This window comes from uncultured Mucilaginibacter sp. (assembly GCF_913773635.1).
In the GTDB taxonomy this organism is placed as follows: Bacteria; Bacteroidota; Bacteroidia; order Sphingobacteriales; family Sphingobacteriaceae; genus Mucilaginibacter.
In genome coordinates, this window is record NZ_CAJYGQ010000007.1 from 129,123 (window position 1) to 154,846 (window position 25,724).

Sequence of the window (25,724 nt, forward strand, 5' to 3'; positions counted from 1 at the left end):
TTTATTACTGCTAACCGGCACTCATTAGAAATTAATTAGCTCAAAAACAAACATTTTCAACATAAAAGATATATACATAAATATCTGATTCATGAAAGCACCTTTATTATTCGCCTTTTTTATTGCCGCTACGCTGCAGGTATGTGCTCAAACCTACCGTTTGTCGGGCAAAATTGTTGATGAAAAGAGAAACCCTGTCTCTTTTGCATCGGTTTATATACGCAATACCACTTACGGCACTACAGCCAACGAAGATGGGGTTTACGAGTTCAAGCTTACTCCGGGCACATACAATGTCGTGTTCAGATACGTGGGCAATTTGGAAAGAACCGAAAAAATCACAGTATCCAATCATGACGAGGAGCTGAACATGACTCTTGCTAATGAGCCATTTGCATTGCAGGCCGAAACCGGTACCGGAGACGAAAAGGATGCAGGTGACGACATTATCAGCAAAGTAATCGATAAACGCGAGTATTATTTAAAGCAGGTTAATGAGTACTCGTGCGTAGTTTTTGTAAAGGGCGTACAACGCCTTACCAAAGCCCCGCAAAACCTTATGACCCGTGATGTAAGGCGCATGCTGCAACTCGATGTAAACGGCAGAGGCATTTTGTACCAGTCAGAATCTCTTTCAAAATACAATTTCAAAAACCCCGACTATGTGAAAGAGGAAATGATTGCCTCAAAAACAGCCGGACAAAATACCGCTTTCAGCTATAATAAAGCATCTGACCTGCAGGTTAATTTTTACAAAAACAACTTTGATATTGAGGGCCTAAGCGGCCGTGCGTTTGTATCGCCGTTTGCATCAAATGCACAACGCTTTTATAACTATAAGCTAGTGGGCCGTTCGGTAAAAAGCGGCCGGCGTATAGCCAAAATACAGGTAATTCCGAAACGTAAAAACGAAGCTGTTTACCAGGGAAACGTTTATGTAGTAGAGGGGGACTGGCGCATATACGGCGTTGACCTAAACTTGACTAAAGAGCAGGCCAATATTAACCTGGTTGATACCTTGAACATTAGCCAGCAGTATATTCCAATAAATGACAGTGTTTGGCTGCCAACATCTACCTTGTTTGATTTTCATGGCGATGTACTTGGCTTTAAATTCAAAGGATATTATTTAGCCATTTACAATAATTACAACGTAAACCCAAGCTTCCCTAAAGGATTCTTTAACGGCGAAGTTATGCGTGTTGATACGCAGGCAAGTGCTAAAAATGGCCGCTACTGGGCAAACAACAGGCCTGTTCCGTTAACCACACTTGAAGAGCGTGATTACAAGAAAAAGGACAGCATATTTGCTATTCAAAATACGCCTGAATACCTCGACTCATTAAATAAGAGCCGTAACGGCTTCAGCCCGTTGAGCTATCTGATATTCGGATATCAGAACTATAACCGCGAAAAGCGGCAATCATGGTACCTTGAGCCATTTTTACAAACTGTGTTTTATAATACGGTTGAGGGTTGGGGTATAAACGCCAAAGTTCATTATATAAAAGGCTTTGATAACGGACAATCGTTTAGCGTTACGCCCGAATTGAGGTATGGCTTTGCCGCAAAAATGTTTAATGCCAATGTTGGCTTTACGTACAATTATAACCCTTCCACCCAGTCGGTACTATCGGCAAGGTTTGGTAGCGATGTTCTTGATTTAAATAATGCAGGCACAAGGTCGCTGTTGTTTAATACGCTTAGCTCTTTACTGTATGAGAACAACTACATCAAACTTTACCGTACACATTTTGGCGTAGTTGCGTGGCAACATGAGCTAACAAACGGGCTATTGCTGAACACGCAGGTGTCATATGCCGAGCGCCAGCAATTGTACAACACATCTTTTAACCATATTTTTGATAACAAGAACAAGCAATATACGGCCAATAACCCGTTAGCTAATCCGCCAACGGTTGAGTCAATGCTGTTCCCGACAAACCAGGCACTTACTGCCAAGGCCTCATTAACCTACACCTTCAGACAGCAATACGTAGTAAGGCCCGATGGAAAGTACTTCGAGCCATCATTATATCCAAAAGTAAGGCTTAATTACCGCAAGGGCATCAATGGTGTGCTGGGGTCAGACGTAAACTATGATTTTGCATCATTGGACGTGTTTGACGACCGCATGAAAATAGGACTTATAGGTTTCTCTGCCTTCAAAATAACAGCCGGTACATTCCTTAACCGCAAGAGCTTATATTTTATGGATTACAACCACTTCTTTGGTAACCAGGGAACAACGTTTAATCCAACTATAGGCAGCTTCCATTTTCTTCCTTTTTATGAGTTTAGTACTAACCGCTCATTTATTGAGGCACATTATGAACATAATTTTGCGGGCAACTTCCTGAGTAAAATACCATTGGTACGTAAGCTTAAACTGGAAGAACTGATAGGTGTAAATTATCTTGCCCAGGGTAAAAACAGCACTCCAATAAGTAACACCGGCCTTATGCAGCCTGTAAAAGGAAGCTATACCGAAGCTTATATTGGCATACAACGCTTCATATTCAGAGTTGATTACGGTATAGCATTCGACGGAAACCGCAAGGCTATACAGGGCATTCGAATATTTTACGGTATCAGATAACACAATGTGCAGGTGAGTAGCCGCAATGTGCGTGCTGGTAACAGTTCGCATATATTGCTCATCTGCACATCTACTTGCACATCGGCGCTCAAAATATTACCTTTGCAGCTCATTAAACGCTGTTTGCAGCAGTATCAATATTTTATGGCAAAGTACAACACCTTACTTTACTATTGTTACTCAACAATAGCTGATGCGGAGCAATTTGCTGCCGATCATTTAAAATTTTGTAAAAGCTTAAATTTAACCGGGCGCATCATTGTAGCCGATGAAGGTTTAAATGGTACCGTTTCGGGTACTCCTGAAGCCTGCAAGGCCTACATGGATGCCATTTACGCCGATGGTAGGTTTAGCGCTACCGAGTTTAAAATTGATGAAGTAGATGAACCTTCTTTTGTGAAGATGCATGTACGCTACAAATCTGAAATTGTTCACTCAGGCCTGCGCGATCCTAATATCATTGACCCTAAAAAACAAACCGGTAAGCATCTGGAGCCTGCTGAGTTTTTAGCAATGAAGGATGACGAGGATGTTATTGTGTTGGATGTACGCTCTAATTATGAGCACTCGGTTGGTCGCTTTAAAAACGCCGTTACGCTGGATATTGAGAACTTTCGTGATTTCCCCTCAAAAATAAATGAGCTGGCAAAGTATAAGGACAAAAAAATACTTACCTACTGTACCGGGGGCATTAAGTGCGAAAAAGCTTCGGCTCTTTTGCTGCACGAAGGTTTTGAAAATGTTTACCAATTACACGGTGGCATTATTAAATATGGTAAAGAAGCTGGGGGCGAAGATTTTGACGGAAAGTGCTATGTTTTTGACAACCGCTTAACGGTTGACGTAAACAGCGTAAATCCAACGGTAGTATCAACCTGTTATAATTGCGGTAAGGCAACTGATAAAATGATTAACTGTGCTAACCCTGAGTGTAACGAGCACTTTACCCAGTGTGACGAATGCGGCACACAGATGGAAGGTTGTTGCTCTGCCAGCTGCCAAAGCCATCCGCGTAAAAGGATTTATGACGGTACCGGCTATTATGTTAAAGTTCCGCAGCCTGTTAACGTAACCAAAAAAAGTAAAATACAGTTAGCTTAATAACTATACAAGGGTCGCTTAAATAAGCGGCCCTTTTTTTTTAAAAGGTTTAAAGCGTATTATCAAGATGGAGCAGGATGGCTAATAAAAAGCTAAAATTTAGCTTTACCATGCCAATTAACCTGTATAATGAAAAACCATATATTCCTGTTTGTCCTTTTTTTGCATACCGCAACGTTGGGATATGCAGCTACTGCACCAAAGCGATTGCTTGTAGCACCCGGAACTATTTCCGCTACATCGGCCACTTTGGTTTGGGAAAAAACCGCAGCCAGCGATATCTACCACGTTATGCTTAATGGTAAGGAAATTGGTACAACAAATAAAACCAATTATATCGTTGCAGGTCTCAGTCCTTTAAAAACCTATAGCTGTGCTATAAAAGCTGAAAATGCTGTAGGAAAACTATCAGCAGCAGGAAAAGCTGTTAAGTTTACCACAACGCCGCAAGGCAAAGTGATAACTGTTACTGATTTTGGTGCCAAAGGCGATGGCGTTACCCTGAACACTAAAGCAATACAAAAGGCAATTGATGCTTGTGATGAGTATGGAACCGTAATTATACCTGAAGGTACTTTTGTAAGTGGCGCGCTGTTTTTAAAAAGCCGCATGACGTTGCAAATTAATAAAGGTGGTATACTTAAAGGAAGCGCTAATACCGAAGATTATGAGCCGTTCATAAATAATCGCTTTGAGGGCTGGGAAATGAAAACCTATGCCAGTCTTATTAACGCAGGAACAATGGACAATAAGGGCGATTATACAACCAGCCAAATTTCAATAAAGGGCGAAGGTACCATTAGTGGTGGAGGAGGAGCTTTAGGAAAGGCCATGATTGCGAAACATGGTATGCGCAGCCGCGGCCGCTTAATCATGCTGCTGAATTGTAAAGATGTTGAACTACAGGGACTGCAGATAAAAGACTCGCCTTGCTGGACTATTCATTACATTTATAGTAAAGGCATCACGTGCCATGACCTGAATATAGTGAGTACCGCTCACAATGGTGACGGATTGGATCCGGATTCATCTGATGATAGTTACATTTTCAACTGCTCGTTTTCAACCGGTGATGACTGCATTGCTATCAAGTCTGGCAAAAACCCTGAAGGCTATACTATTGGCCGGCCAACCAGTAATGTACAAATAACACACTGTGATTTTACTCGCGGGCATGGCATATCAATAGGTAGTGAAATGTCGGGAGGGGTAAGCGATGTGTTAGTTAGAGACTGTACTGCCGGGGCGCTTTTGCATGGCATGCAAATAAAAGGTACCAAAGAGCGGGGAGGTTACGTTAAAAACGTAACAGTAACTGATTGCCAGCTGCTGAAGATCACTATATTTTCGGCATTGAATTATAATAATGATGGCGCCGCGGCTCCTGAGCCACCTGGGTTTGAAAACTTCAAGTTTGCCAACATTGATTTAACTAAGGCTACATTAAAAGATCCTGTTATAAACATTAACGGGTTTAAAGATGCGATGCATAAACTTAAAAACGTTAGGTTTAACAAAATAACGCTGCCTGTAGGTGCAAAGGTGGTAGTAAATGATGCACAAAATGTAAGGTTTGTAAACGTGAAAACGCTTAACGGAAACAAGCCGGAATATACCTTAAGCAATAGCACCGAAACTACTTATCAATAACCGCAAACAGTAGAGCACAGACTCAATCAAGTAAAGTTAACTCAATATATGATCAGGAAAATACTTTTTATAGCCGGTTTGGCAACCCTATCGCTCGCTGCACATGCGCAGGATTATGTTATAACCAAGTATGGCGTAAAAAATGGCGACAGCACTAAATTGAATACTAAAGCAATACAGGCGGTAATTGACAGGGCTGCAAAAAAAGGTGGTACTGTAGTTATTCCAAAAGGTACCTTTTTGAGCGGTGCCTTGTTTTTTAAGCCTAAAACCAAATTGCGGTTAGAGAGTGGCGCAGTGCTTAAAGGATCAGACAATATTGCCAACTATCCGCTTATCCCATCGCGCATGGAAGGGCGCTCGCAAAATTATTATGCGGCTTTGGTTAATGCTTATAAAGTGCCAGGCTTTAGTATTACTGGTCCGGGTACTATCAATGGTAACGGTGCGAAATTCTGGAGCTACTTTTGGTTTTACCGCGATTCAATGAAACGTGTGGGCAAAGAGGCCACCAACCTTGAGGTGCATCGCCCGCGCCTTGTTTTTATTTGGGGAAGCAACAACGTAAAAATCAAAAACGTAAAGCTGCATAACTCCGGTTTTTGGACAACTCACCTGTATCAAAGCAACAACGTTGTTATAGAAGATTGTGACATACGCTCGCCTTATAAGCCCGTACCCGCTCCAAGTACCGATGGCGTGGATATTGACGTTTGTAAAAACGTAACCGTGCGTAATTGCTACATTTCGGTAAATGATGATGGTGTTTGCATTAAAGGAGGCAAAGGGCCCACCGCTCATAAGCTACCTGAAAATGGTATTGTTGAAAATGTGTTGGTAGAGGGCTGTACCTTTGGCGAGTCGCACGCGGCGCTTACTTTTGGGAGTGAGAGTATACATGCCCGTAACGTGGTAATGCGTAACTGCAAAATCAACAGTACAACGCCACTTTTCCGCTTTAAAATGCGCCCCGATACTTACCAGCATTTTGAGCAAATCACTGTTGAAAACGTTACCGGCAAAGCCGGCGTAATATTTGAAATTGCGCCATGGAAACAGTTTTTTGACTTAGGTGGCAGCACCGAAAAACCATTTGGCACCGTAAACGACATTACTATCCGTAACATCAAAATTGAATGCGACCAGGTAGCGCACATACAAGGTAACCCCAATGATAAAGTATCGGGCATAACGTTCTCTAACATTGAGGCAACCGCTAAAAAGCCGGGTATTAAAAATGTGTATGAGGGTGTTAAGCTCGAGAACGTAGTGATTAACGGTCAACCTTACACTTTAAAATAAATTTGTAATTTGCGGGCTCACCAACCCAAAAATTACTTAATGAAACGTTTATTGCTAACTGCCATTTTAACGCCGGCAGTGCTAACTATTAGTGCGTATAAGCTAAAGGCACAAGAACGCAAAGAATACCTGTTAGACAAAGGCTGGGCATTTACCCGCGGAGAGCAGGCCGATGCCGCTAACCCAACCTTCAATGATAAAAAGTGGGAAACGGTAACAATTCCGCATGATTGGGCTATTAAAGGGCCGTTTGATGGTAATAACGACATTCAAAAAGTAAAAATTGAGCAAAACGGGGAGCAAACTGCATCGGTTAAATCGGGCCGTACAGGTGGCTTACCGTTTATAGGTATTGGCTGGTACAGGCTTAAGTTTAGCGCCCCGCAATTTACTGCAGGTAAAAAGGCTTCACTAATTTTTGATGGAGCCATGAGCAATGCCAAGGTTTATGTAAATGGTAAAGAGGTTGGTATGTGGCCTTATGGCTACAACTCTTTTCACTTTGATGTAACTAATTACTTAAAACCTGGTGCTGATAACATTCTGGCTGTGCGTCTTGAAAACAAGCCACAGTCATCGCGCTGGTATCCGGGCGCGGGTTTGTACCGTAATGTACACCTGGTGGTTACCAATGATGCCCATATACCCGTTTGGGGAACATACATAACTACTCCTGTAATTGAAAAGGATTTTGCCCGCGTGCAAATACAAACCAAAGTAGCAGCAAGTAAATTTAGTGCACTTAAGCTGGTAACGTCCATTACCGACCCGCAAGGTAAACAAGTGGCCGAAGGTTCATCAACATTGGCTCAAACAGATTTAAATACATTTTCGCAAAGCATTGCTGTTAAAAGCCCTCAGCTATGGTCGCCTGAAACGCCGGTGCTTTACACCGCAACTTCAAAGGTTTATGATGGCAGCAAACTGGTTGATGAGTACACTACTAAATTTGGCATACGGTCAATTAAATTTGAAGCAGGTAATGGCTTTTTTTTGAATGGAAAAGTACGCAAGTTTAAAGGTGTATGTAACCATCACGATTTAGGGCCTTTGGGTGCCGCCATTAATAAAGCTGCACTACGCAGGCAGTTGGCTATTTTGAAAGATATGGGTTGCGATGCCATACGTACCTCGCATAATATGCCTGCCCCCGAGCTGGTTGAGCTTTGCGACGAAATGGGCTTTATGATGATGGTAGAATCATTTGATGAGTGGAAGACGCCTAAAGTGAAAAACGGTTACAGCAACTATTTTGATCAATGGGCCGAAAAAGATATGGTGAACATGATTCATCGCGACCGTAATCACCCAAGTGTAATTATGTGGAGCATTGGTAACGAGGTGCCTGATCAGGGTGCAAAAAACGGGCAGAAGATTGCTAAGTTTCTGCAAGACATTTGCCACCGCGAGGATCCAAGCCGTCCTGTAACAGCCGGAATGGATAAAATTGATGCTGCCATTAACAACAACTTTGCAGCGGTGATGGATATTGCCGGGTTCAATTACAAGCCTGCCCGTTACGAGGAGGCTAACCTGAAACTACCACAAGGTTTTATTTTGGGTACCGAAACAGCCTCAACCGTTAGCTCAAGAGGTGTTTACAAATTTCCGGTTGAATTTTACAAAGAAAAGCAATACGATGATAATCAAAGCTCATCATATGACTTTGAGGCTTGCCCATGGTCTCAGGTGCCTGACGACGAATTTGTAAAGCAGGATGACTTGAAATTTGTAATTGGTGAATTTGTATGGACGGGTTTTGATTATTTAGGAGAGCCTACACCTTATGACACCAAATGGCCGTCGCACAGCTCATATTTCGGTATTATAGATTTGGCCGGTTTACCTAAAGACCGCTTTTACTTATACCGCGCTAACTGGAATACCGAAAAACCAACCCTGCATGTACTTCCACACTGGACATTTCCGGGTCGTGAAGGGCAGGTTACCCCTGTTTTTTGCTACACAAGCTATCCATCGGCAGAGTTATTTGTGAATGGTAAAAGCATGGGCAAGCAGGAAAAAAGCAAGGCAAGCAATCAAAACCGCTACCGCTTAATGTGGAAAGATGTTGTTTACCAACCCGGAAATATTAAGGTTGTCGCTTATGACGCTAACGGCAAAATAGCTGCCGAACAAACTATTAAAACAGCCGGCAAGCCGCATCACATTGAATTAACGGCCGACCGCGCAACCATTGATGCCGATGGTAAGGATTTATCATACATTACCGCAAAGGTTTGTGATGCCAATGGTAACCTGTGCCCCGATGCAACTAATTTATTAAGCTTTAAAGTAGCTGGTGCAGGTAGTTACAAGGTAGTTGCCAACGGCGATGCCACCAACCTGCAGCCCTTCCACAAGCCGCAAATGAATGCATTTAGCGGTATGTTGGTAGCAACCGTACAATCAGCGGAAAAGCCCGGGAAAATTACCTTTACAGCCTCAGGCAAAGGTCTTAAAGACGGCGTAATTACTTTAACAAGTAAATAGTTTTAGCATTGCTCTCAGGAGCAATGCTCCTTGTTTCTTCAAACAAATCAGCATTACATAATTTCCGATACCTTAAAATAAATGAGAATATCAAAAGCCGCTACAACAGCCTTACTGGTTTTTGCTGCTACATCAGCTTTTTCACAAAGCCAAACAGTTAACATATCAAGCCCGGATAAACGAATTGTATTAACCGTAACAAGTGCTGATAAAAAGTTGAGTTATATGGTTAAGGCAGATAACCAATCCATCATTAACAAATCGGCGCTGGGTTTGGTGGCCGATGGTGAAGATTTGGGACAAAATACAAAAATAACGGGTAAAGCTGTGGTAAGCATCATAAATGAAAGTTACCCCGTTATAGGCAATCATACAAAAGCTGTTAATTATGCCAATGAAGCTCAGATTCCGTTTACCGCTCACGGCAAATCAATGGCACTTATTGTGAGGGTTTATAATGATGGTGTTGCTTTAAGATACACCATCGCATCTGCCCTAAAACATATCGACTCTGAACGTACCGCCTGGACCTTGCCACAGAACGTAAAGAAGATAGCCTGGGCTGATTTTCATCAGAGCTACGAGGGGGTAAACTATGTGACTCCACTTAATGAAGTGCCCGAAGGGAAGGTTATAATGCCGCCCGTAACTTTTCAGGCCGGAAATTATTACGTTGCTTTATCTGAAGCCGACTGTGAGAGCTTTGCCGATATGGCGCTCACCCGCACCGGTAATACCTTCAGCGTAGCCTATCCCTTTGCCCAAAAGGGTTGGAATGTAATTCAGCCGTCGAAGCAAGTTTACTTAAACGGAACATATAAAGGCAAAATGGTGTCGCCTTGGCGTACAACGCTTATTGCACGTTCCTTAAACGCGTTGGTTAATTCTGATTTAATTACTAACCTATGTCCGCCGCCTGCTAAAGGAAGCAACTTTTCATGGGTTAAGCCTGGCCGTAGCTTATGGCAGTGGTGGAGCGTAGGCGCGCCAAAATTTGAAGATCAGAAAAATTGGTACAACGCAGCTGCAAAACTTACCTGGGAATATTACCTGGTTGATGACGGCTGGCGCAACTGGAGACAAGAGGGCAAAGATCAGTGGCAGTTACTGAAAGAAGTAATTGACTATGGCAAAACCGTAGGTGTAAAATCATTGGTGTGGGTTGATTCAAAAGAGTTTAGGAAAGCTACCGAGCGCCGCGCCTACCTGCAAAAGGTAAAAGAAGCCGGTGCGGTAGGTATTAAAATTGACTTTATTCCTGATGCTGATGCCGACATTATGCAATGGTATGCGGAAACGCAGCAGGACTGTGCCAAGCTAAAACTGTTGCTTAACTTTCATGGCAGTGTAAAGCCAACGGGCCTTAATCGTACTTATCCTAACGATATTACCCGCGAAGCTATACGTGGCAACGAATATCACATGACAAAGTACAAAAGGGTTATGCCTCCACAACATGACGTAACTGTACCGTTCACCCGTTATCTTAATGGTCCGGCCGATTTTACATCAGTTATACTTAACCCCGATGAATTGGCCACTACAAAGTTTACCTGGCCGCATGAATTTGCACAAGCTATAGTTTATACATCGCCAATAATTCACTTTGCCGATAAGTATGAGCTATACCTTGAAAACCCTATGCTTGATTTATTTAAGCAGGTACCCACCACCTGGGATGAGACAAGGGTACTATCATGCAGTAGCTTAGGTGACGTAGTTGCCTATGCGCGCCGCAAAGGTACTTCATGGTGGATAGGGGTGATGAATGGTGGCAACGAACGTGAAGTTAAAATACCACTTAACTTTCTCACAAAACCAGTTAAGGGTATGCTGGTATATGACGGTGAAACAAACACCAGTGTAAACAAAAGCGAGAAAACTGTTACGCCTAAAGATGTACTTACCATAAAGCTGCGCCCCAGCGGTGGTTTTGTAGCTAAACTTTAATCAACAGTATTTCTATCTCATAATTAACAAAAAGAGCCGTCCTGCTGATAGCAAGATGGCTCTTTTTATTGTTACTAAATGGTGTTAATTATTCAACGGTTACCGACTTAGCCAGGTTACGGGGCTGATCAACGTTACAGCCGCGCATTACGGCAATGTGGTATGATAATAGTTGAAGTGGTATTGTAGCCAATAGTGGTACAAATGGTTCGGCTGTTTGAGGAATTTCTATGGCGTAGTCTGCCATGCTTTTTACCTCGGTGTCGCCTTCGGTTACAATGGCAATTATATGTCCGCCACGGGCTTTAACCTCCTGAATGTTGCTTATTACCTTTTCATAAGATGAGTGCTTGGTGGCAATCACTACTACCGGCATTTCATCATCAATAAGTGCAATTGGTCCGTGTTTCATTTCGGCTGCCGGATAGCCTTCGGCATGTATGTATGAAATTTCTTTTAGCTTCAATGCACCCTCCAAAGCAACCGGGAATGAGCTTCCACGACCAAGGAACAGGCAATTGCGGCTGTCTTTAAACTTCGCTGCAATACTTTGTATATGGTCGTTAGCTTTTAGGGCTTTTTCAACAAGCTCAGGTATTTCGTTTAGCTCAGTTAAATACTCAATAAGTTTGTTACGGGCAATGGTGCCGCGTTGTTGTGCAATATAAAAGGCAATAAGCGTTAAAACGCTCACTTGTGCGGTGAAGGCTTTGGTTGATGCTACACCAATTTCGGGGCCTGCATGTGTGTAAACCCCGGCATGCGTAGTACGCGGAATAGATGCACCTACTACGTTACAAATACCAAAAATGGTAGCGCCTTTTTCTTTAGCCAGCTCAATAGCAGCCATGGTATCGGCCGTTTCACCTGATTGTGAAATGGCAATCACAACGTCTTTTTCGCTGATAATTGGGTTGCGATACCTGAATTCAGAGGCATACTCAACCTCAACAGGTACACGCGCATATTCTTCAATAAGGTATTCGCCAACCAAACCTGCATGCCATGATGTACCACACGCAACTATAATAATGCGGTCAACGTTTTTAAGCTTGTCGGCATACTCTTTTAAGCCACCCAGTTGCACCTTACCTTGCTGAGGGTATATACGGCCACGCATACAATCGCGTATTGAGCGGGGCTGTTCATATATCTCCTTTAGCATAAAGTGCTCGTAGCCGCCTTTTTCAAGCATCTCAAGCTGGATGTCTAACCGTTGAATGTATGGTACCTGAACGGTGTTGTCAATATTCTTAATGAGTAAATCATCGCGGCGTATGTATGCAATCTCATTATCGTTTAGATAGATTACATTTTTAGTATACTCCACTATAGGCGTAGCATCAGATGCCACAAAATATTCACCTTCACCAACGCCTATAACCATCGGGCTGCCTTTGCGGGCCGCAATGATCTGGTCGGGTTCATCAGTGCTCATAATAACAATGGCATAAGCGCCCACAACTTTTGTTAAAGCTATGCGCACCGCCTCCCTTAATTCAAGGCCGGTTTCGTTTTGTATGTCCTCAACAAAGTGAATCAAAACTTCGGTGTCGGTATCGCTTTTAAAAACGTGTCCTTTAGCCAGTAAAGCCTCTTTAATAACAGCGTAGTTTTCAATAATACCGTTATGTATAATGGTCAGCTTACGGTTTCCTGATGAGTGCGGGTGTGAGTTACGATCACTTGGTGCACCATGTGTAGCCCAACGCGTATGCCCCATGCCTAAAGTAGCCTGGGTATTTATGCCTTTAACAAAGTTCTCCAGATCGCTTACCTTGCCGGCTTTTTTGTAAACCTTGAGTTCTTTATCCAGCAACGCTACGCCGGCACTATCGTAACCACGATACTCTAACCGGTGTAAGCCTTTAATTATAATGGGATAGGCATCTCTGTGACCTATGTAACCTACAATTCCGCACATAATATGAAATTGAATTAAAATGTATTAAAACGAAAAAATGCTGTTAGCAGTATGTACTATCTTACTAAGAAGTTCCAAATATACTATTGCAAAAAAAATCCCCGCTAGGCAGGGAATTTTTATTTAGTTATTTTTAGTATAAATGACATTGAGCTTGATTCTGGTTGGCGAGGATTTTTTATTTCCTGTAGCAATCAGTCTTCCCGGCGATTGAAAGCTTGGGGCTACGTCAACAAATGTTGCCCTGGCGAGGGTGTCAATAGCGCCTATATAAGTACCGTAGTCTTGTGTTTTGCCGCTAACCAAATCCTGCAAATAGCCGGTTACCAAAAAGTGGTATTCTTTTTTTGATTTGATGTAATTGCCGCCAAATTCAAGAGAACTGAAAAAGCGCGGATCATATACCGAGCGGCCATCACTGGCGGCATCAGGCAATTGCTGGCGTTGCAAAGTATTGGCCAGCTTGTATAGCGTTAATTGTGGTGACGGTAAAAACGGTGGCAAATCAGTACCGGGTTCTGGTGAAACAACCAATTCGGCACGGTTGATGGCAATTGTTTTCAAATCAACGTTGCCAAACATATTTTTAACATTTGGGATACTTACTTTAGTACGTAAGCCTAATAAGCCCTGAATGTAAAATAAATCGTTTGATGTAGCCGTGCTGTTCAAAGCCGATTGTACCTCACTTGAAAATGTTCTGGATATTTCGGCTACGTGCGTGGCCATTCCTAACGATACCACACCAGTATCAATAGTACCCGCATTATTAGCCCGGTAATAAACCTTTATGGCACTATTATCGAGGTTAAACATCAGGTTCGCGCCGGTTTCAGATGGCTGATTGCGTTGCAGGGTAATGTATAAGCCTCTGATGCTGTTTTGGAAGGTAGAGTTACCCGTTACGGTTGCTGCGTTGAACAAGTACTGCGTTACTTTTGATGGCTGTAATGATACTCTTAAATGCGGAGCAGCATTACGCACCGTATCAGCCTTACCGGCAACGGCATCTGTTACCTTTACGTTAGTGTTTGGCCTAGCATTATATGGGCCGGCTTTACTTGGGTTTACCCAATTATCACCTTCGGTAGTCCAGTGCTTGTTAGCTTGGTAGTTTTGATTTAAGGGCTTTTCCTTTAACTGGAATACGTTTACCTTAAATTTCGAGTTTAATGAATCACCGTAAAAGCCTTGGGTGTAATAAAGCTCCAATACAACCGAGTCAGCAGTAATTGTTCCTGTAGGAACTGTGTAAGCAGAGCGGCCAGGCAAGTAAATACCAGTGGCTATGTTTGAGGTAATTTCACCCAACCGCGGATCTCGTAAAGATGCTAATGGTGTTTTAGCTACGGGGTTTGATTGTCCTAAATCAACTCTTGCTGTAGAAACAACATTCTCTGTATCGGTTTTAACCTGTATATCATCGTAAACAAGCAAAGTTCCATTAATTTCCTGGTCGCCAATTGGCAAGCCAATGTCATTTTGGTTTTTGCAACTGTTTAAAATAAAAAGACTTATCAACAGGGTTAATAAGTCTAATCTTATAAATTTCATATATCTATTCAAATCTTTATGCAACGTTTACCAACTCATCATTGGTTATTTCGTCGTAAAAATTGTAATAATTTTCGAAATCAGCGGTCTGTTCAAATTCTAAAACAGGTTTTTGGCTGTTTTTAACATAATTTAACACATCTGCATCAACGTTTTCGGTAGCAAGTACAACAGCGTCGCTATATTGTACCGCACCTTCATGAAGTGCATTGTTGGTGCCCGCTTTAAATGTTTCGGTGTGGCTTTCGGTCATATCGCTCATTACTGCTTTTTGTGCAAAATCAGCAGCAAGTGACTCATTGAACTCGTTGTTATAAATTGAGTAAACCACCTTTGAGTGTTTAAAGGTTGGATCGTCTTTATAAGTAGTTTTCAAATAAGTAGGTACCAATGCGCTCATCCAGCCGTGGCAGTGTACAATATCAGGAGACCAGCCTAACTTTTTAACAGTTTCCAATGCGCCTTTGCAGAAGAAAATCATGCGCTCATCGTTATCGGCATAAAACTTTCCGTCTTTGTCGTTAAATACGTGTTTGCGTTGAAAATACTCTTCGTTGTCCAGAAAATATACCTGCATGCGTGCTGCCGGTATAGAGGCCACTTTAATAATTAACGGATTGTCATTGTCATTAATAATGATATTCATTCCCGACAAACGAATTACCTCATGAAGCCTGTTCCGGCGCTCATTAATATTTCCAAACCTCGGCATCAAAATACGAATTTCAAAACCTTTGTCCTGCATGGCTTGCGGCAGCTGGCGGGTTATTTCAGAAATTTTTGTGAGCTCAAGGAAGGGAGACATTTCGTGAGTTATGAACAGAAGCTTAGATTTACCCATCTCTATATCAATATTAAGTTTTATGTAAGACCTCAAATAAAATTTGAGTGTGCAAATATACACATTATGTTATGAACTATCAACGATTTATGCAAGTTTGTTTTGGTAATAACAAACTAATTATACACCTTTGCCCACTTTTTTAATTAGTTTTTAGTTGAAAGTATTTAATACCAAAAACGCCCTTAAAGAGCATCTCAATGCCCTTCGCGCTGCCGGAAAAACCGTTGGTTTTGTACCCACAATGGGTGCTTTGCACCAAGGGCATTTATCATTGCTTGAACGTGCACGCCAGGAGTGCGACGTAACTGTTTGCAGCATATTCGTGAACCCCACCCAATTCAACGACCCTAAAGATCTGGAAAAATATCCGCGACCTATTGAGGCCGATATTCAAAAACTTGAGGCGGCAGGTTGTGATGTTTTGTTTAACCCCGAAGTAAATGAAATGTATGCCGGCAATGAAAATTGGCATTTAGATATTGGAGAACTGGAAACCTTGCTTGAAGGAAAATTCAGGCCGGGGCATTACCAGGGGGTTACCCAGGTAGTGAACAAACTGTTTAGTATAGTGGAGCCTAATAAAGCTTTTTTTGGCCAAAAGGACTACCAGCAGGTAATGGTCATACGCCGCATGATACAAGTACTTGACACGCCTGTACAATTAGTGATGTGCCCTATAGAGCGTGAACCCGATGGGCTTGCCATGAGCTCACGTAATATTCATTTAACTGAAACTGACCGCCAACATGCGCTTGTTCTTTCACAGGCGTTATTCGAAGCTAAATCCTCTTTTGAAAATGGTGCTGCTTTAAGCGATGTGCAACGCCGTGCAGCTGAACTGATAAGCAGTGAAGGTGATACCCAACTTGAATATTTTGAACTTGCCGACGGTAAAACGCTTAAACCTGCACAGGCTGGCAGCGATAGTATTGTTGCCCTGGTTGCTGCACAGGTAGGTAAAACCCGCCTTATTGATAATGTGATAATACGGTGATATCACGCCTTCGTATTTAATTACTAACTTTGCTTTATGATTATTGAGGTTTTAAAATCCAAAATCCATCGCGTCAAGATAACTCAGGCCGAACTGAATTACGTAGGCAGTATAACGATTGATGAGGATTTAATAGAGGCGGCCAACATTATCCCGAATGAAAAGGTGCAGATTGTAAATAATAACAATGGCGCACGCTTTGAAACTTACGTAATAAAGGGAGAACGCGGTAGTGGCACTGTTTGCTTAAATGGGGCAACAGCCAGGCTTGCGCAGGTGGGGGATATTGTTATAATAATGTCCTACGCCACTATGGATATGGATGAAGCACGCAAATACGAACCAATTTTAATTTTCCCTGATACAGATAATAAATTAATTCGATAGATTAGGCCCGCCTGATTAATCGGATTATATGATGAAGTATCTTTTAGCTATATGCTTTTTGTTTGCCGCTGCATATTGTAACGCGCAAGCTCCTGCAAAAAGTAAAACTCAATCGGTTTTTTATTTTAAGTACGATGGTACCAAAGTACCGGTTGTTGACAGTTCTGACTACATTCGTGTAATAAGCCTGCCCGATTCGGGCTCTACCTTATTTGGTATCAGTGATTATTATCGCAATAGCAAGCCTAAATTTATAGGTAAAACCAGCTCAATTGACCCGCCTGTTTTTCAAGAGCAATGCGTTAGTTACTATGTTAATGGTAAGCGCGAATCGGTAGTAAGTTATGCAGACGGAAAGCCGCTAGGAACCGCATTTCTATTTCATCCTAACGGAAAAATACATTTAACGCTTGAGTATGATACAGCCGCAAGTGCAGCTGCCGATGGTCCTCGCATTATCACCTGTGTTGATTCTGCCGGAAAGGAGCTTGTCACTAACGGAAACGGTCACTTTATTGATTACCATTCAAATTCAGGAGTTGTAAGCGAAGAGGGTGATGTAAAAAACGGCAGGCCTGATGGTACCTGGCGTGGTAATTACCCGCAGCAAAAAGTAACCTATGTAGACACTTATAAAGATGGCAAATTTGTTTCGGGGGTTACCACTAATGCCGCAGGGGTAAAGTATACTTATACAAAAAGACGCCAATCGCCCGAGTTTAAAGGCGGCGATGAAGCGTTTGTTGCTTATATTAAAAAGAAATTCAAGTATCCTGCTTCGTTAAAGCAAAAAAGCACCCAAAGCGTATTAACATTTGTGGTTGATGAAAACGGAAAAGTAAGTCAGGGCCGCATGTTGGGTAACATAACACCTGAGATAAATAAAACAATAGTTGCCGCTATAAACGCATCACCAATGTGGAAACCTGCCATACAAAATGGTTTACCGGTGGCCAGCTCGTGGGTAGTGTCGGCTACGTTTGGTACGCCGGCTAAGGCACCGGCAAAGTAGCTTAATTACAGCTAATTATTTATGAAGCAATGGATTGTTATTTGCCTGGTGCTATTTTCAGGTTCACTGGCAACCGCACAGAGTGGGTTAAAAACATTCTACTTAGATTCAAAAGATAAGGAAGTATCAGCTATTGATAGCGCAAGCTACATCAGAAAAATAGGGCAGATAGATAGTTTATCCAACTTATACCCCGTAATAGAATACTACCGCGACAGTAGTATAAAGTGCATAGGGCAATCACTATCATCAAAAACTTTTTACAGAACCGGTCTTTGCACAGATTACTATCCTGGCAATACAGTAAAACGTTCAGGAAGTTACATTAAGGGCCGGGCAGTAGGTGAACACATTTTCTATTACCCAAACGGCAATTTACAATTAACGCTCGTTTATGCTGAGCCGCAAAAAGATATTCCTAACATTGGCCGCAATTTCTTGATACAGGCCAGTTATGATACATTGGGTAACCAAACCGTAAAAGATGGTTTTGGCTATTGCATGATGATGAATGAGGCCATGGCCAATTTGTATGAAGAAGGGCGGGTTGTAAATGGCATGAGAGACAGTTTGTGGAGGTGTCATACTGATAGTAATAAGGTTGTATTAACTGAAATGTATAAAGATGGCGTGCTACTATCAGGTACGTCGGTATTTAAAAACGGTGAAAATTACCGTTACCAAAAGCGTGAGGTTGATCCGCAATTCAAACAAGGGTTGTTTGGTGGGTTTGACTGGTTTATGAGGTCAAACATAAGATACCCTAAGCAGGCTTACAAAAACAATATACAGGGTAGGGTAATAATTACCTTTGTAATCAATACGGATGGTACCGTAAGTAATGCTTATGCTGCTGCCTCGCCCGGAAAAGAACTGAGCGACGAAGGTATCAGGCTTATCAACAAAACAAGTGGTCATTGGATACCCGGCGTTCAGTACGGTAGGAAAGTTAATGTACAATACACAATTCCGCTTTCGTTTTCAATTAATAAAGGCAAGTAGCTTCAGGTTGTAATAAGTGATTATTAAATATCAAATATTTCACATTCGTAAGCTCCAATCTCCTATCTTTGCATCCCGATGCTGAAGTCGGGTTTTGACATCCTCAGCGCATAGAATTAGAAGCTCATGGTTAATGGCTGATAGTTCATAGTGATTAGCTAAAGTGCTATGAACCATGGTCCATCAACTATGAACTAAACATAAAACTGCTAAATACTGCTATGCCCAAAGATACCTCCATTAAATCGGTACTGATCATTGGCTCTGGTCCAATCATTATCGGTCAGGCCTGCGAGTTTGACTACGCCGGTTCACAAGCCGCTCTTTCGCTAAAAGACGAAGGAATTACCGTTTCTATTATCAACAGCAACCCGGCTACCATCATGACTGATAAGGTTATTGCCGACCACGTGTACCTGTTGCCGCTGACCTGCGAAAGCATCGAGCAAATTTTAACTGAACAAAAAATTGATGCCGTATTGCCTACCATGGGTGGCCAAACTGCATTAAACCTTTGTATCGAAGCTTCGGAACGCGGTATTTGGGAAAAATATGGTGTTAAAGTGGTTGGTGTAGATGTTGCCGCCATTGAAAAGACCGAGAACCGCGAAGCTTTCCGCCAGTTGATGGTTGAGATTGGCGTGGGTGTTGCAAAATCAAAAATTGCCAACTCGTTTTTAGAAGGTAAAGAAGGTGCACAGGAAATCGGCTTTCCGCTGGTTATACGCCCAAGCTATACGCTGGGTGGTAAAGGTGCAGGCTTTGTACATAAAAAAGAAGATTTTGATGCAGCATTAAGCCGCGGTTTACAGGCATCACCAACCCATGAGGTACTGGTAGAGCAAGCTGTATTAGGCTGGAAAGAATATGAGCTGGAATTACTACGCGATAACCGCGATAACGTAATTATCATCTGTTCTATTGAGAACTTTGACCCGATGGGTATCCACACCGGCGACTCAATTACCGTTGCTCCGGCTATGACCCTGAGCGACCGCTGTTACCAGGAAATGCGAAACCAAGCCATTAAAATGATGCGTGCCATTGGCAACTTCGCTGGTGGCTGTAATGTGCAGTTTTCGGTTAACCCGGCAAATGAGGAGATCATTGCTATTGAGATTAATCCACGTGTATCGCGTTCATCGGCCCTGGCATCAAAAGCAACAGGTTATCCAATTGCTAAAATTGCTGCCAAGCTGGCTATAGGTTACAACCTTGATGAGGTTGAAAACCAAATTACTAAAACTACATCGGCCTACTTCGAACCAACGCTTGATTACGTTATCGTGAAAATTCCTCGCTGGAACTTCGACAAATTTAAAGGTGCCAACAGAGAGCTGGGCCTGCAAATGAAATCGGTAGGTGAGGTGATGGGCATTGGCCGTAGCTTTATCGAAGCGCTGCAAAAAGCTTGTCAGAGTTTAGAGATCGGTCGTGCCGGCTTAGGTGCCGATGGTCGCCAGAGCCGTAACCTTGACGAAATCATGCACAGCCTGGAGCATCCAAGCTGGGACAGGTTGTTCCATGTTTATGATGCGTTGAGCCTGGGTGTGCCTATTGAATCGGTACGTAAAGTAACTAAGATTGACCGTTGGTTCCTGAACCAGATACAAGAGATTGTTAACCTGGAGAACGAATTGCGTCGTTACTCGGTTAACAATATCCCTGAAGATATATTCCTTACCGTTAAGCAAAAAGGCTTTTCGGATGTGCAAATTGCCTGGATACTGGGCGCTAACACCACCGAAGAAGATGTTTACCAGCGCCGCAAAGCACTGGGCATTAACCGGGTATATAAAATGGTTGATACTTGTGCTGCTGAGTTCCAGGCACAAACGCCATACTACTACTCTACTTACGAGGGCGAAAACGAATCTGTACCGTCAGACAGGAAGAAGATTATTGTGTTAGGTTCAGGCCCTAACCGTATTGGCCAGGGTATAGAGTTTGATTATAGCTGTGTACACGGTTTACTGGCTGCTAAAGAGTCGGGTTATGAAGCCATCATGATTAATTGTAACCCTGAGACGGTATCTACCGACTTTAACATGGCTGATAAGCTGTATTTTGAACCTGTATTTTGGGAGCATGTACGTGAAATAATTGACCTGGAAAAACCTGAAGGTGTGATTGTACAGCTGGGTGGTCAAACTGCCCTTAAAATGGCTGAAAAGCTGCATGAGCATGGCATCAAAATCATTGGTACTTCTTACAATGACATGGATATTGCCGAAGATCGAGGCCGTTTCTCTGATTTGTTGAAAGACCTTGATATTCCGTACCCATTATATGGCGTAGCCGAAACAGCCGAAGAAGCTTTGGAAGTAGCGCACAAGGTAGGTTATCCGGTACTGGTACGTCCAAGTTACGTATTAGGTGGCCAGGGTATGAGCATTGTAATTAACGATGAAGACCTGGAACGTGCCGTAGTTAATTTGTTAAAAGCACTACCGGGCAACCGCGTATTGATTGACCACTTCCTTGACCGTGCTGCAGAGGCTGAGTCTGACTCGATATGCGACGGCGAGAACGTACACATTGTGGGTATGATGGAGCATATTGAGCCTGCCGGTATTCACTCGGGCGACTCATACGCCGTGCTTCCACCTTTTGACCTGAGCGAAACTGTGTTACAGCAGATGGAAGAGTACTCAAAGAAAATTGCCAAAGCGCTTAACGTAAGAGGATTACTGAATATTCAGTTTGCCATTAAAAACGATAAGGTTTACGTAATTGAGGCCAACCCGCGTGCATCACGTACGGTTCCGTTTATTGCAAAGGCTTATGATGTGCCTTACATTAACATTGCCGCCAAGGTAATGATGGGCGTAAACAAACTTACCGACTTTACCATTGAACGTAAACCTAAAGGTTATGCCATTAAAGAACCGATTTTCTCTTTTGATAAGTTCCCGGAGGTAAACAAGGAGCTTGGCCCTGAGATGAAATCAACCGGCGAAGCTATCCGCTTTATTCCAAACCTGGAAGACCCTTACTTCCGCCATCTGTACAAAGAGAAATCAATGTACCTGAGCAAGTAAGATTTGATATAGAAAACGGCGCTGTCACCAGCGCCGTTTTTGTTTGTGTATATACTGCCTTAATTATTAAATTGCTACTCTATCACAAATTATAAAACCGAGTAAGCCATGAGAGCAATTAATCCCTGGATAAATTTTAATGGTAATGCCGAAGAGGCATTTGCTTTTTATCAATCAGTTTTTGGTGGCGAGTTTACCAAAGTCGTGCGTTTTAAAGATTTGTCGGATCCCGATTATCAGGTAGCCGATGAAGAGGCAGACAAAATAATGTACATAGGCTTGCCGCTTGGTAAAAACAATGTTTTAATTGCTAACGATGTTCCAGGTTTTTTAGGACGTGTAAGTGAAAGTGAGAACCGTTCTAAAATATATGTAAATGCCGAGAGCCGAGAAGAGGCAGAAAATATATTCAACGGCCTTTCTGCTGGCGGAGACGTGGAAGGGCCTATTGGCGATAGTCCTTGGGGAACTTACGCCGGAATGTTCAGAGACAAGTACGGTATTGAATGGATTATAGAATTTGATCCCGACTACAAATAATAGCTTTAGCCTTTTAAACAGGTTGCATGGCAGTACATAGTAGCACTGCTTAAACATGTATAAACAAAATCGCCCTTGTAGGTAATACAAGGGCGATTTTGTTGTTTTTAAAGGGTTAAAGCTTATTTAATGAAAGGTAGCTTAACAACTTTTGCTTTTACTTTATTATCACGGATTTTAATGTAAACCTCGCTGCCTTCTTTGGCTAAAGATTGGTTAACATAACCCAAGCCAATTGCTTTTTGTAATGATGGCGATTGCGTACCCGATGTTACCCGGCCAATGCTGTTACCCTCTGCATCCACAATTTCATAATCGTGACGTGGAATGCCGCGTTCGGTCATTTCAAAGCCAACCAGTTTTTTATCAATGCCCTGTCGTTTTTGCTGTTGTAATGCCTCTGAATTGGTAAATGGCTTGCTAAACTTGGTAATCCATCCTAAACCGGCTTCTAAAGGCGATGTGGTATCATCGATGTCATTTCCGTAAAGACAAAAGCCCATTTCAAGACGCAGCGTATCACGTGCGCCTAATCCAATAGGTTTAATACCATAAGGCTCACCTGCTTTGAAAACAGCGTTCCATATTTCCTCGGCGTGCTCGTTATCAAAATATATCTCAAAGCCGCCTGCACCTGTATAACCCGTTGCTGAAACCAATACGTTTTCAACACCCGCAAATTTTCCTTTTTTAAAGGTGTAATACTCCATTGATCCAAGGTCAATTTCGGTAAGGCTTTGTAAAGCTTCGGTTGCCTTAGGGCCTTGTATAGCCAGCAATGAGGTGCGGTCTGATATATCCTTCATATCAACACCATAAGTGTTGAATTTGCTTATCCAGTTCCAGTCTTTCTCAATGTTTGAGGCGTTTACTACCAGCATGTAAGTTTTCTCATCAATACGGTAAACCAGCAAATCGTCAACTATGCCACCGTTTTCATTTGGAAGGCATGAATACTGTACTTTGCCATCATATAGTTTTGAGGCATCGTTGCTGGTTACTTGTTGTATTAAGTCAAGCGCTTTATCTCCCTTTAAAATAAACTCGCCCATGTGGCTTACATCAAAAACACCTACGGCTTTCCGCACGGTTTCATGTTCAGCGTTTATGCCTGCATATTGTACGGGCATGTTGTAACCGGCAAAAGGAACCATTTTGGCACCCTCGCGAATATGTACATCGGTTAAAGCGGTATTTTTCATGAAAAAACAGTAATAGTATTTGTGGCGGCAAAAGTACTAAAAAAAGCCTGTAATCAGCCATTTAGCATTTGCTCGTAGAAGTCGGTAAGGCGATTGTTAATCTTAAGCGTATCGTGCTGCTGCTCTACCAGTTTGCGGGCGCTAAGGCCAATACGCCGACAAAAATGCTCATCCTGAATGCAGCGCTTTATTGCCCGTTTAAATTCTTGCGGAGTGTTAGCAATCAAAATGTTTTCGCCATGTGAGTAGTTAATACCTTCGGCGCCAAGCGAGGTAGATATGATGCATTTTTGCATAGCCATACCTTCAACTATTTTTACACGCATGCCCCCGCCTGACAGTAGCGGCACAATCATTACAGCTTTGCTGTTTACAAACTCCAAAGCATCATCAACTTCACCATGTATAAATATTTTGCCAACGCGCTCGTAATCGTCAAACCTTTCAGGTATATCGTTTCCGGCAACGTAAAAAGGTGCTTTAAGGTCACCTTCGGTCAGGTCGTTCGAAAAATTTTCTAAAAACCACTCAATGCCTTCGCGATTAGGCAGCCAATCCATAGCGCCCAAAAAAAACAGGCTGGGAAAGCGGGTATATTTATGATTTGGTTTGTATCTGCTCAAATCAAGCCCCACCGGTACAATTTCAACCGGTAAATTACTGCTGCAATGCTGCTGAACGGTTTCTTTATCCTGGTTGGTGAATACGGTTACAGCATCAAATAAGGCAAACTGCTTTACTTCAAAAGCCTTTATGCGGCGTGCATTCAACCGAAGGTAAAACTTTTTAAAAGGATCACTTTTCTGCCTGGCCATTCGCTCCCAAACCAAATACTCAATATGGTGGGCCCTGTAAATTAGTTTTGCTTTGGTGTGTTTACGTATAGCGGGTAAATAAGGCGTAACAAACAATCCTTCAAACTGAATAATGTCGTAATTGCTTTGCTTAATATCCTGCACAAGCTTACGCTCAAAATCAGCATCGTAAAAACGCTCAACTGTGTACAACTTGCCTGTAAACAAGCTTAAAAAAGCATGACTTGCCGATACGCTAGTATCAATATCATGAGCATAATAACTTGATGGTACAGCTTGTTCGGCCGTGTGGTTGTTATTGTAAACCTTATTTTTTTTGGGGTTGAGTGAAAATAAGGAAACCTCATGCCCTGAGCTAATCAGCCCCTTAATGGTGTTACCTACCACAATAGGATATCCGCTGTTTTGCGGAAACGGAGTAAGGTGTGTAACTATAAGTATTTTCACGAGGGCTAATTGGTTGTTAGCAAATGTATCAACCCCGTGTTGGTTCTCAAAATTAAAAAATGCTTAGTTGCGGATTTGTGACATTAAAAGTACGCCTGTGGTGCGGAGTAAACCCAAGCTGTAAAACCGTATTACGGTGTTTAATAGTTGGATAACCCTTGTTAGTGTGCCAATCATATTCGGGATGTTCGAGTGCCAATTGCATCATGTAATCATCGCGGTAAGTTTTGGCTAATATTGATGCTGCCGCAATACTAAAGTACTTACCATCGCCCTGTACAACACATTGGTGAGGTATGCCATCATATTTATTAAAACGGTTGCCGTCAATAATTAAAAACTCGGGACGAATGTGGAGCGCATCAATAGCCCGGTGCATAGCTAAAAAGGATGCATTCAGGATATTGATTTCATCAATTTCGGTATTACTTACTGATGCCACAGCAAATGCCAGTGCTTTTTGTTCAATTTCGGTACGTAACAAATACCTGTCGGCCTTAGACATTTGCTTGGAATCATTGAGCAGGCTATGCTCAAAATCAGCAGGAAGTATAACCGCTGCCGCAAACACCGGTCCGGCCAAACAGCCTCTGCCGGCTTCGTCGCAGCCGGCTTCAACAAAATCATGCTGATAACGCGCTAACAAAGCTACCTTTTCGGGCGCGGGGAGTTTTACCTTAATAACCGGTGGTCTTTTGCCTTTAGCCATTACCGTTGTAACGATTTTGTAATTGATATGGTATGACTGCTACCATAATAAACCTTCAAATTTCTTGAAAAACCCACAGGTAAACAAGTTTTAAGGAATGAAAATTTAGCTGTTACAGCTAGTTCTATTGAAAAGTGTGAGGATGAGAATGCTGATTG

General features: G+C 42.4%; 18 protein-coding genes. 12 read left to right on the forward strand and 6 right to left on the reverse strand.

Annotation, left to right across the window (positions count from 1 at the left end; genetic code table 11):
• Positions 1–91: 91 nt before the first annotated feature.
• The 6 genes from QZ407_RS08605 to QZ407_RS08630 all read left to right on the forward strand — a co-directional run bounded on the left by QZ407_RS08605 (position 92) and on the right by QZ407_RS08630 (position 11,095).
• A complete protein-coding gene (locus QZ407_RS08605) occupies positions 92–2,599 on the forward strand; it encodes a DUF5686 and carboxypeptidase regulatory-like domain-containing protein (RefSeq protein WP_295769782.1) in 2,508 nt (835 codons plus the stop codon).
• Positions 2,600–2,743: 144 nt separating this feature from the next.
• Entirely contained in the window at positions 2,744–3,700 is a 957-nt protein-coding gene (locus QZ407_RS08610) for a rhodanese-related sulfurtransferase (protein WP_295769785.1), read from the forward strand.
• A gap of 129 nt (positions 3,701–3,829) precedes the next feature.
• Entirely contained in the window at positions 3,830–5,350 is a 1,521-nt protein-coding gene (locus QZ407_RS08615; protein WP_295769787.1) for a glycoside hydrolase family 28 protein, read from the forward strand.
• A gap of 48 nt (positions 5,351–5,398) precedes the next feature.
• Complete coding sequence (locus QZ407_RS08620; RefSeq protein WP_295769789.1) at positions 5,399–6,652, forward strand: glycosyl hydrolase family 28 protein; 1,254 nt, start codon at positions 5,399–5,401, stop codon at positions 6,650–6,652.
• Between the two features lie 39 nt (positions 6,653–6,691).
• A complete protein-coding gene (galB, locus tag QZ407_RS08625) occupies positions 6,692–9,145 on the forward strand; it encodes a beta-galactosidase GalB (RefSeq protein WP_295769792.1) in 2,454 nt (817 codons plus the stop codon).
• A gap of 81 nt (positions 9,146–9,226) precedes the next feature.
• Complete coding sequence (locus QZ407_RS08630) at positions 9,227–11,095, forward strand: glycoside hydrolase family 97 protein (RefSeq protein WP_295769796.1); 1,869 nt, start codon at positions 9,227–9,229, stop codon at positions 11,093–11,095.
• An 88-nt stretch (positions 11,096–11,183) separates the two neighbouring features.
• Here the strand turns inward: QZ407_RS08630 and glmS are convergent, their stop codons facing one another.
• The 3 genes from glmS to QZ407_RS08645 form a co-directional block, all read right to left on the reverse strand.
• Positions 11,184–13,019 (reverse strand): glutamine--fructose-6-phosphate transaminase (isomerizing), encoded by a 1,836-nt coding sequence (gene glmS, locus QZ407_RS08635; protein WP_295769798.1) that lies wholly within the window; start codon positions 13,017–13,019, stop codon positions 11,184–11,186.
• Positions 13,020–13,142: 123 nt separating this feature from the next.
• Entirely contained in the window at positions 13,143–14,573 is a 1,431-nt protein-coding gene (locus QZ407_RS08640) for a DUF4270 family protein (protein ID WP_295769801.1), read from the reverse strand.
• Positions 14,574–14,589: 16 nt separating this feature from the next.
• Positions 14,590–15,414: a glycogen/starch synthase gene (locus QZ407_RS08645; protein WP_295769804.1), complete on the reverse strand. Its 825-nt coding sequence runs from the start codon at positions 15,412–15,414 to the stop codon at positions 14,590–14,592.
• Between the two features lie 157 nt (positions 15,415–15,571).
• Between QZ407_RS08645 and panC the strand changes: the two genes are divergently transcribed.
• The 6 genes from panC to QZ407_RS08675 all read left to right on the forward strand — a co-directional run bounded on the left by panC (position 15,572) and on the right by QZ407_RS08675 (position 22,393).
• Positions 15,572–16,411, forward strand: a complete 840-nt coding sequence (panC, locus tag QZ407_RS08650) for a pantoate--beta-alanine ligase (protein ID WP_295769806.1) — start codon at positions 15,572–15,574, stop codon at positions 16,409–16,411.
• 36 nt (positions 16,412–16,447) lie between these two features.
• On the forward strand, positions 16,448–16,798 hold the full coding sequence (gene panD, locus QZ407_RS08655; RefSeq protein WP_295769808.1) for an aspartate 1-decarboxylase: 351 nt from the start codon (positions 16,448–16,450) through the stop codon (positions 16,796–16,798).
• Between the two features lie 28 nt (positions 16,799–16,826).
• Positions 16,827–17,810, forward strand: coding sequence for a hypothetical protein (locus tag QZ407_RS08660; protein ID WP_295769810.1), 984 nt, complete (start codon positions 16,827–16,829; stop codon positions 17,808–17,810).
• A gap of 21 nt (positions 17,811–17,831) precedes the next feature.
• Positions 17,832–18,812 carry an energy transducer TonB gene (locus QZ407_RS08665; RefSeq protein ID WP_295769813.1) on the forward strand — a complete coding sequence of 327 codons (981 nt, stop codon included), beginning with the start codon at positions 17,832–17,834 and terminating at the stop codon, positions 18,810–18,812.
• Positions 18,813–19,033: 221 nt separating this feature from the next.
• A complete protein-coding gene (gene carB, locus QZ407_RS08670; protein WP_295769815.1) occupies positions 19,034–21,853 on the forward strand; it encodes a carbamoyl-phosphate synthase large subunit in 2,820 nt (939 codons plus the stop codon).
• Positions 21,854–21,961: 108 nt separating this feature from the next.
• A complete protein-coding gene (locus QZ407_RS08675; protein ID WP_295769818.1) occupies positions 21,962–22,393 on the forward strand; it encodes a VOC family protein in 432 nt (143 codons plus the stop codon).
• A gap of 122 nt (positions 22,394–22,515) precedes the next feature.
• Here the strand turns inward: QZ407_RS08675 and gcvT are convergent, their stop codons facing one another.
• The 3 genes from gcvT to QZ407_RS08690 are packed head-to-tail and all read right to left on the reverse strand — an operon-like array spanning position 22,516 to position 25,566.
• Positions 22,516–23,595, reverse strand: coding sequence for a glycine cleavage system aminomethyltransferase GcvT (gene gcvT / locus QZ407_RS08680; RefSeq protein ID WP_295769819.1), 1,080 nt, complete (start codon positions 23,593–23,595; stop codon positions 22,516–22,518).
• 53 nt (positions 23,596–23,648) lie between these two features.
• A complete protein-coding gene (locus tag QZ407_RS08685) occupies positions 23,649–24,857 on the reverse strand; it encodes a glycosyltransferase family 4 protein (RefSeq protein WP_295769821.1) in 1,209 nt (402 codons plus the stop codon).
• A 52-nt stretch (positions 24,858–24,909) separates the two neighbouring features.
• Positions 24,910–25,566 carry a ribonuclease HII gene (locus QZ407_RS08690; RefSeq protein ID WP_295769824.1) on the reverse strand — a complete coding sequence of 219 codons (657 nt, stop codon included), beginning with the start codon at positions 25,564–25,566 and terminating at the stop codon, positions 24,910–24,912.
• Between the last annotated feature and the right edge of the window lie 158 nt (positions 25,567–25,724).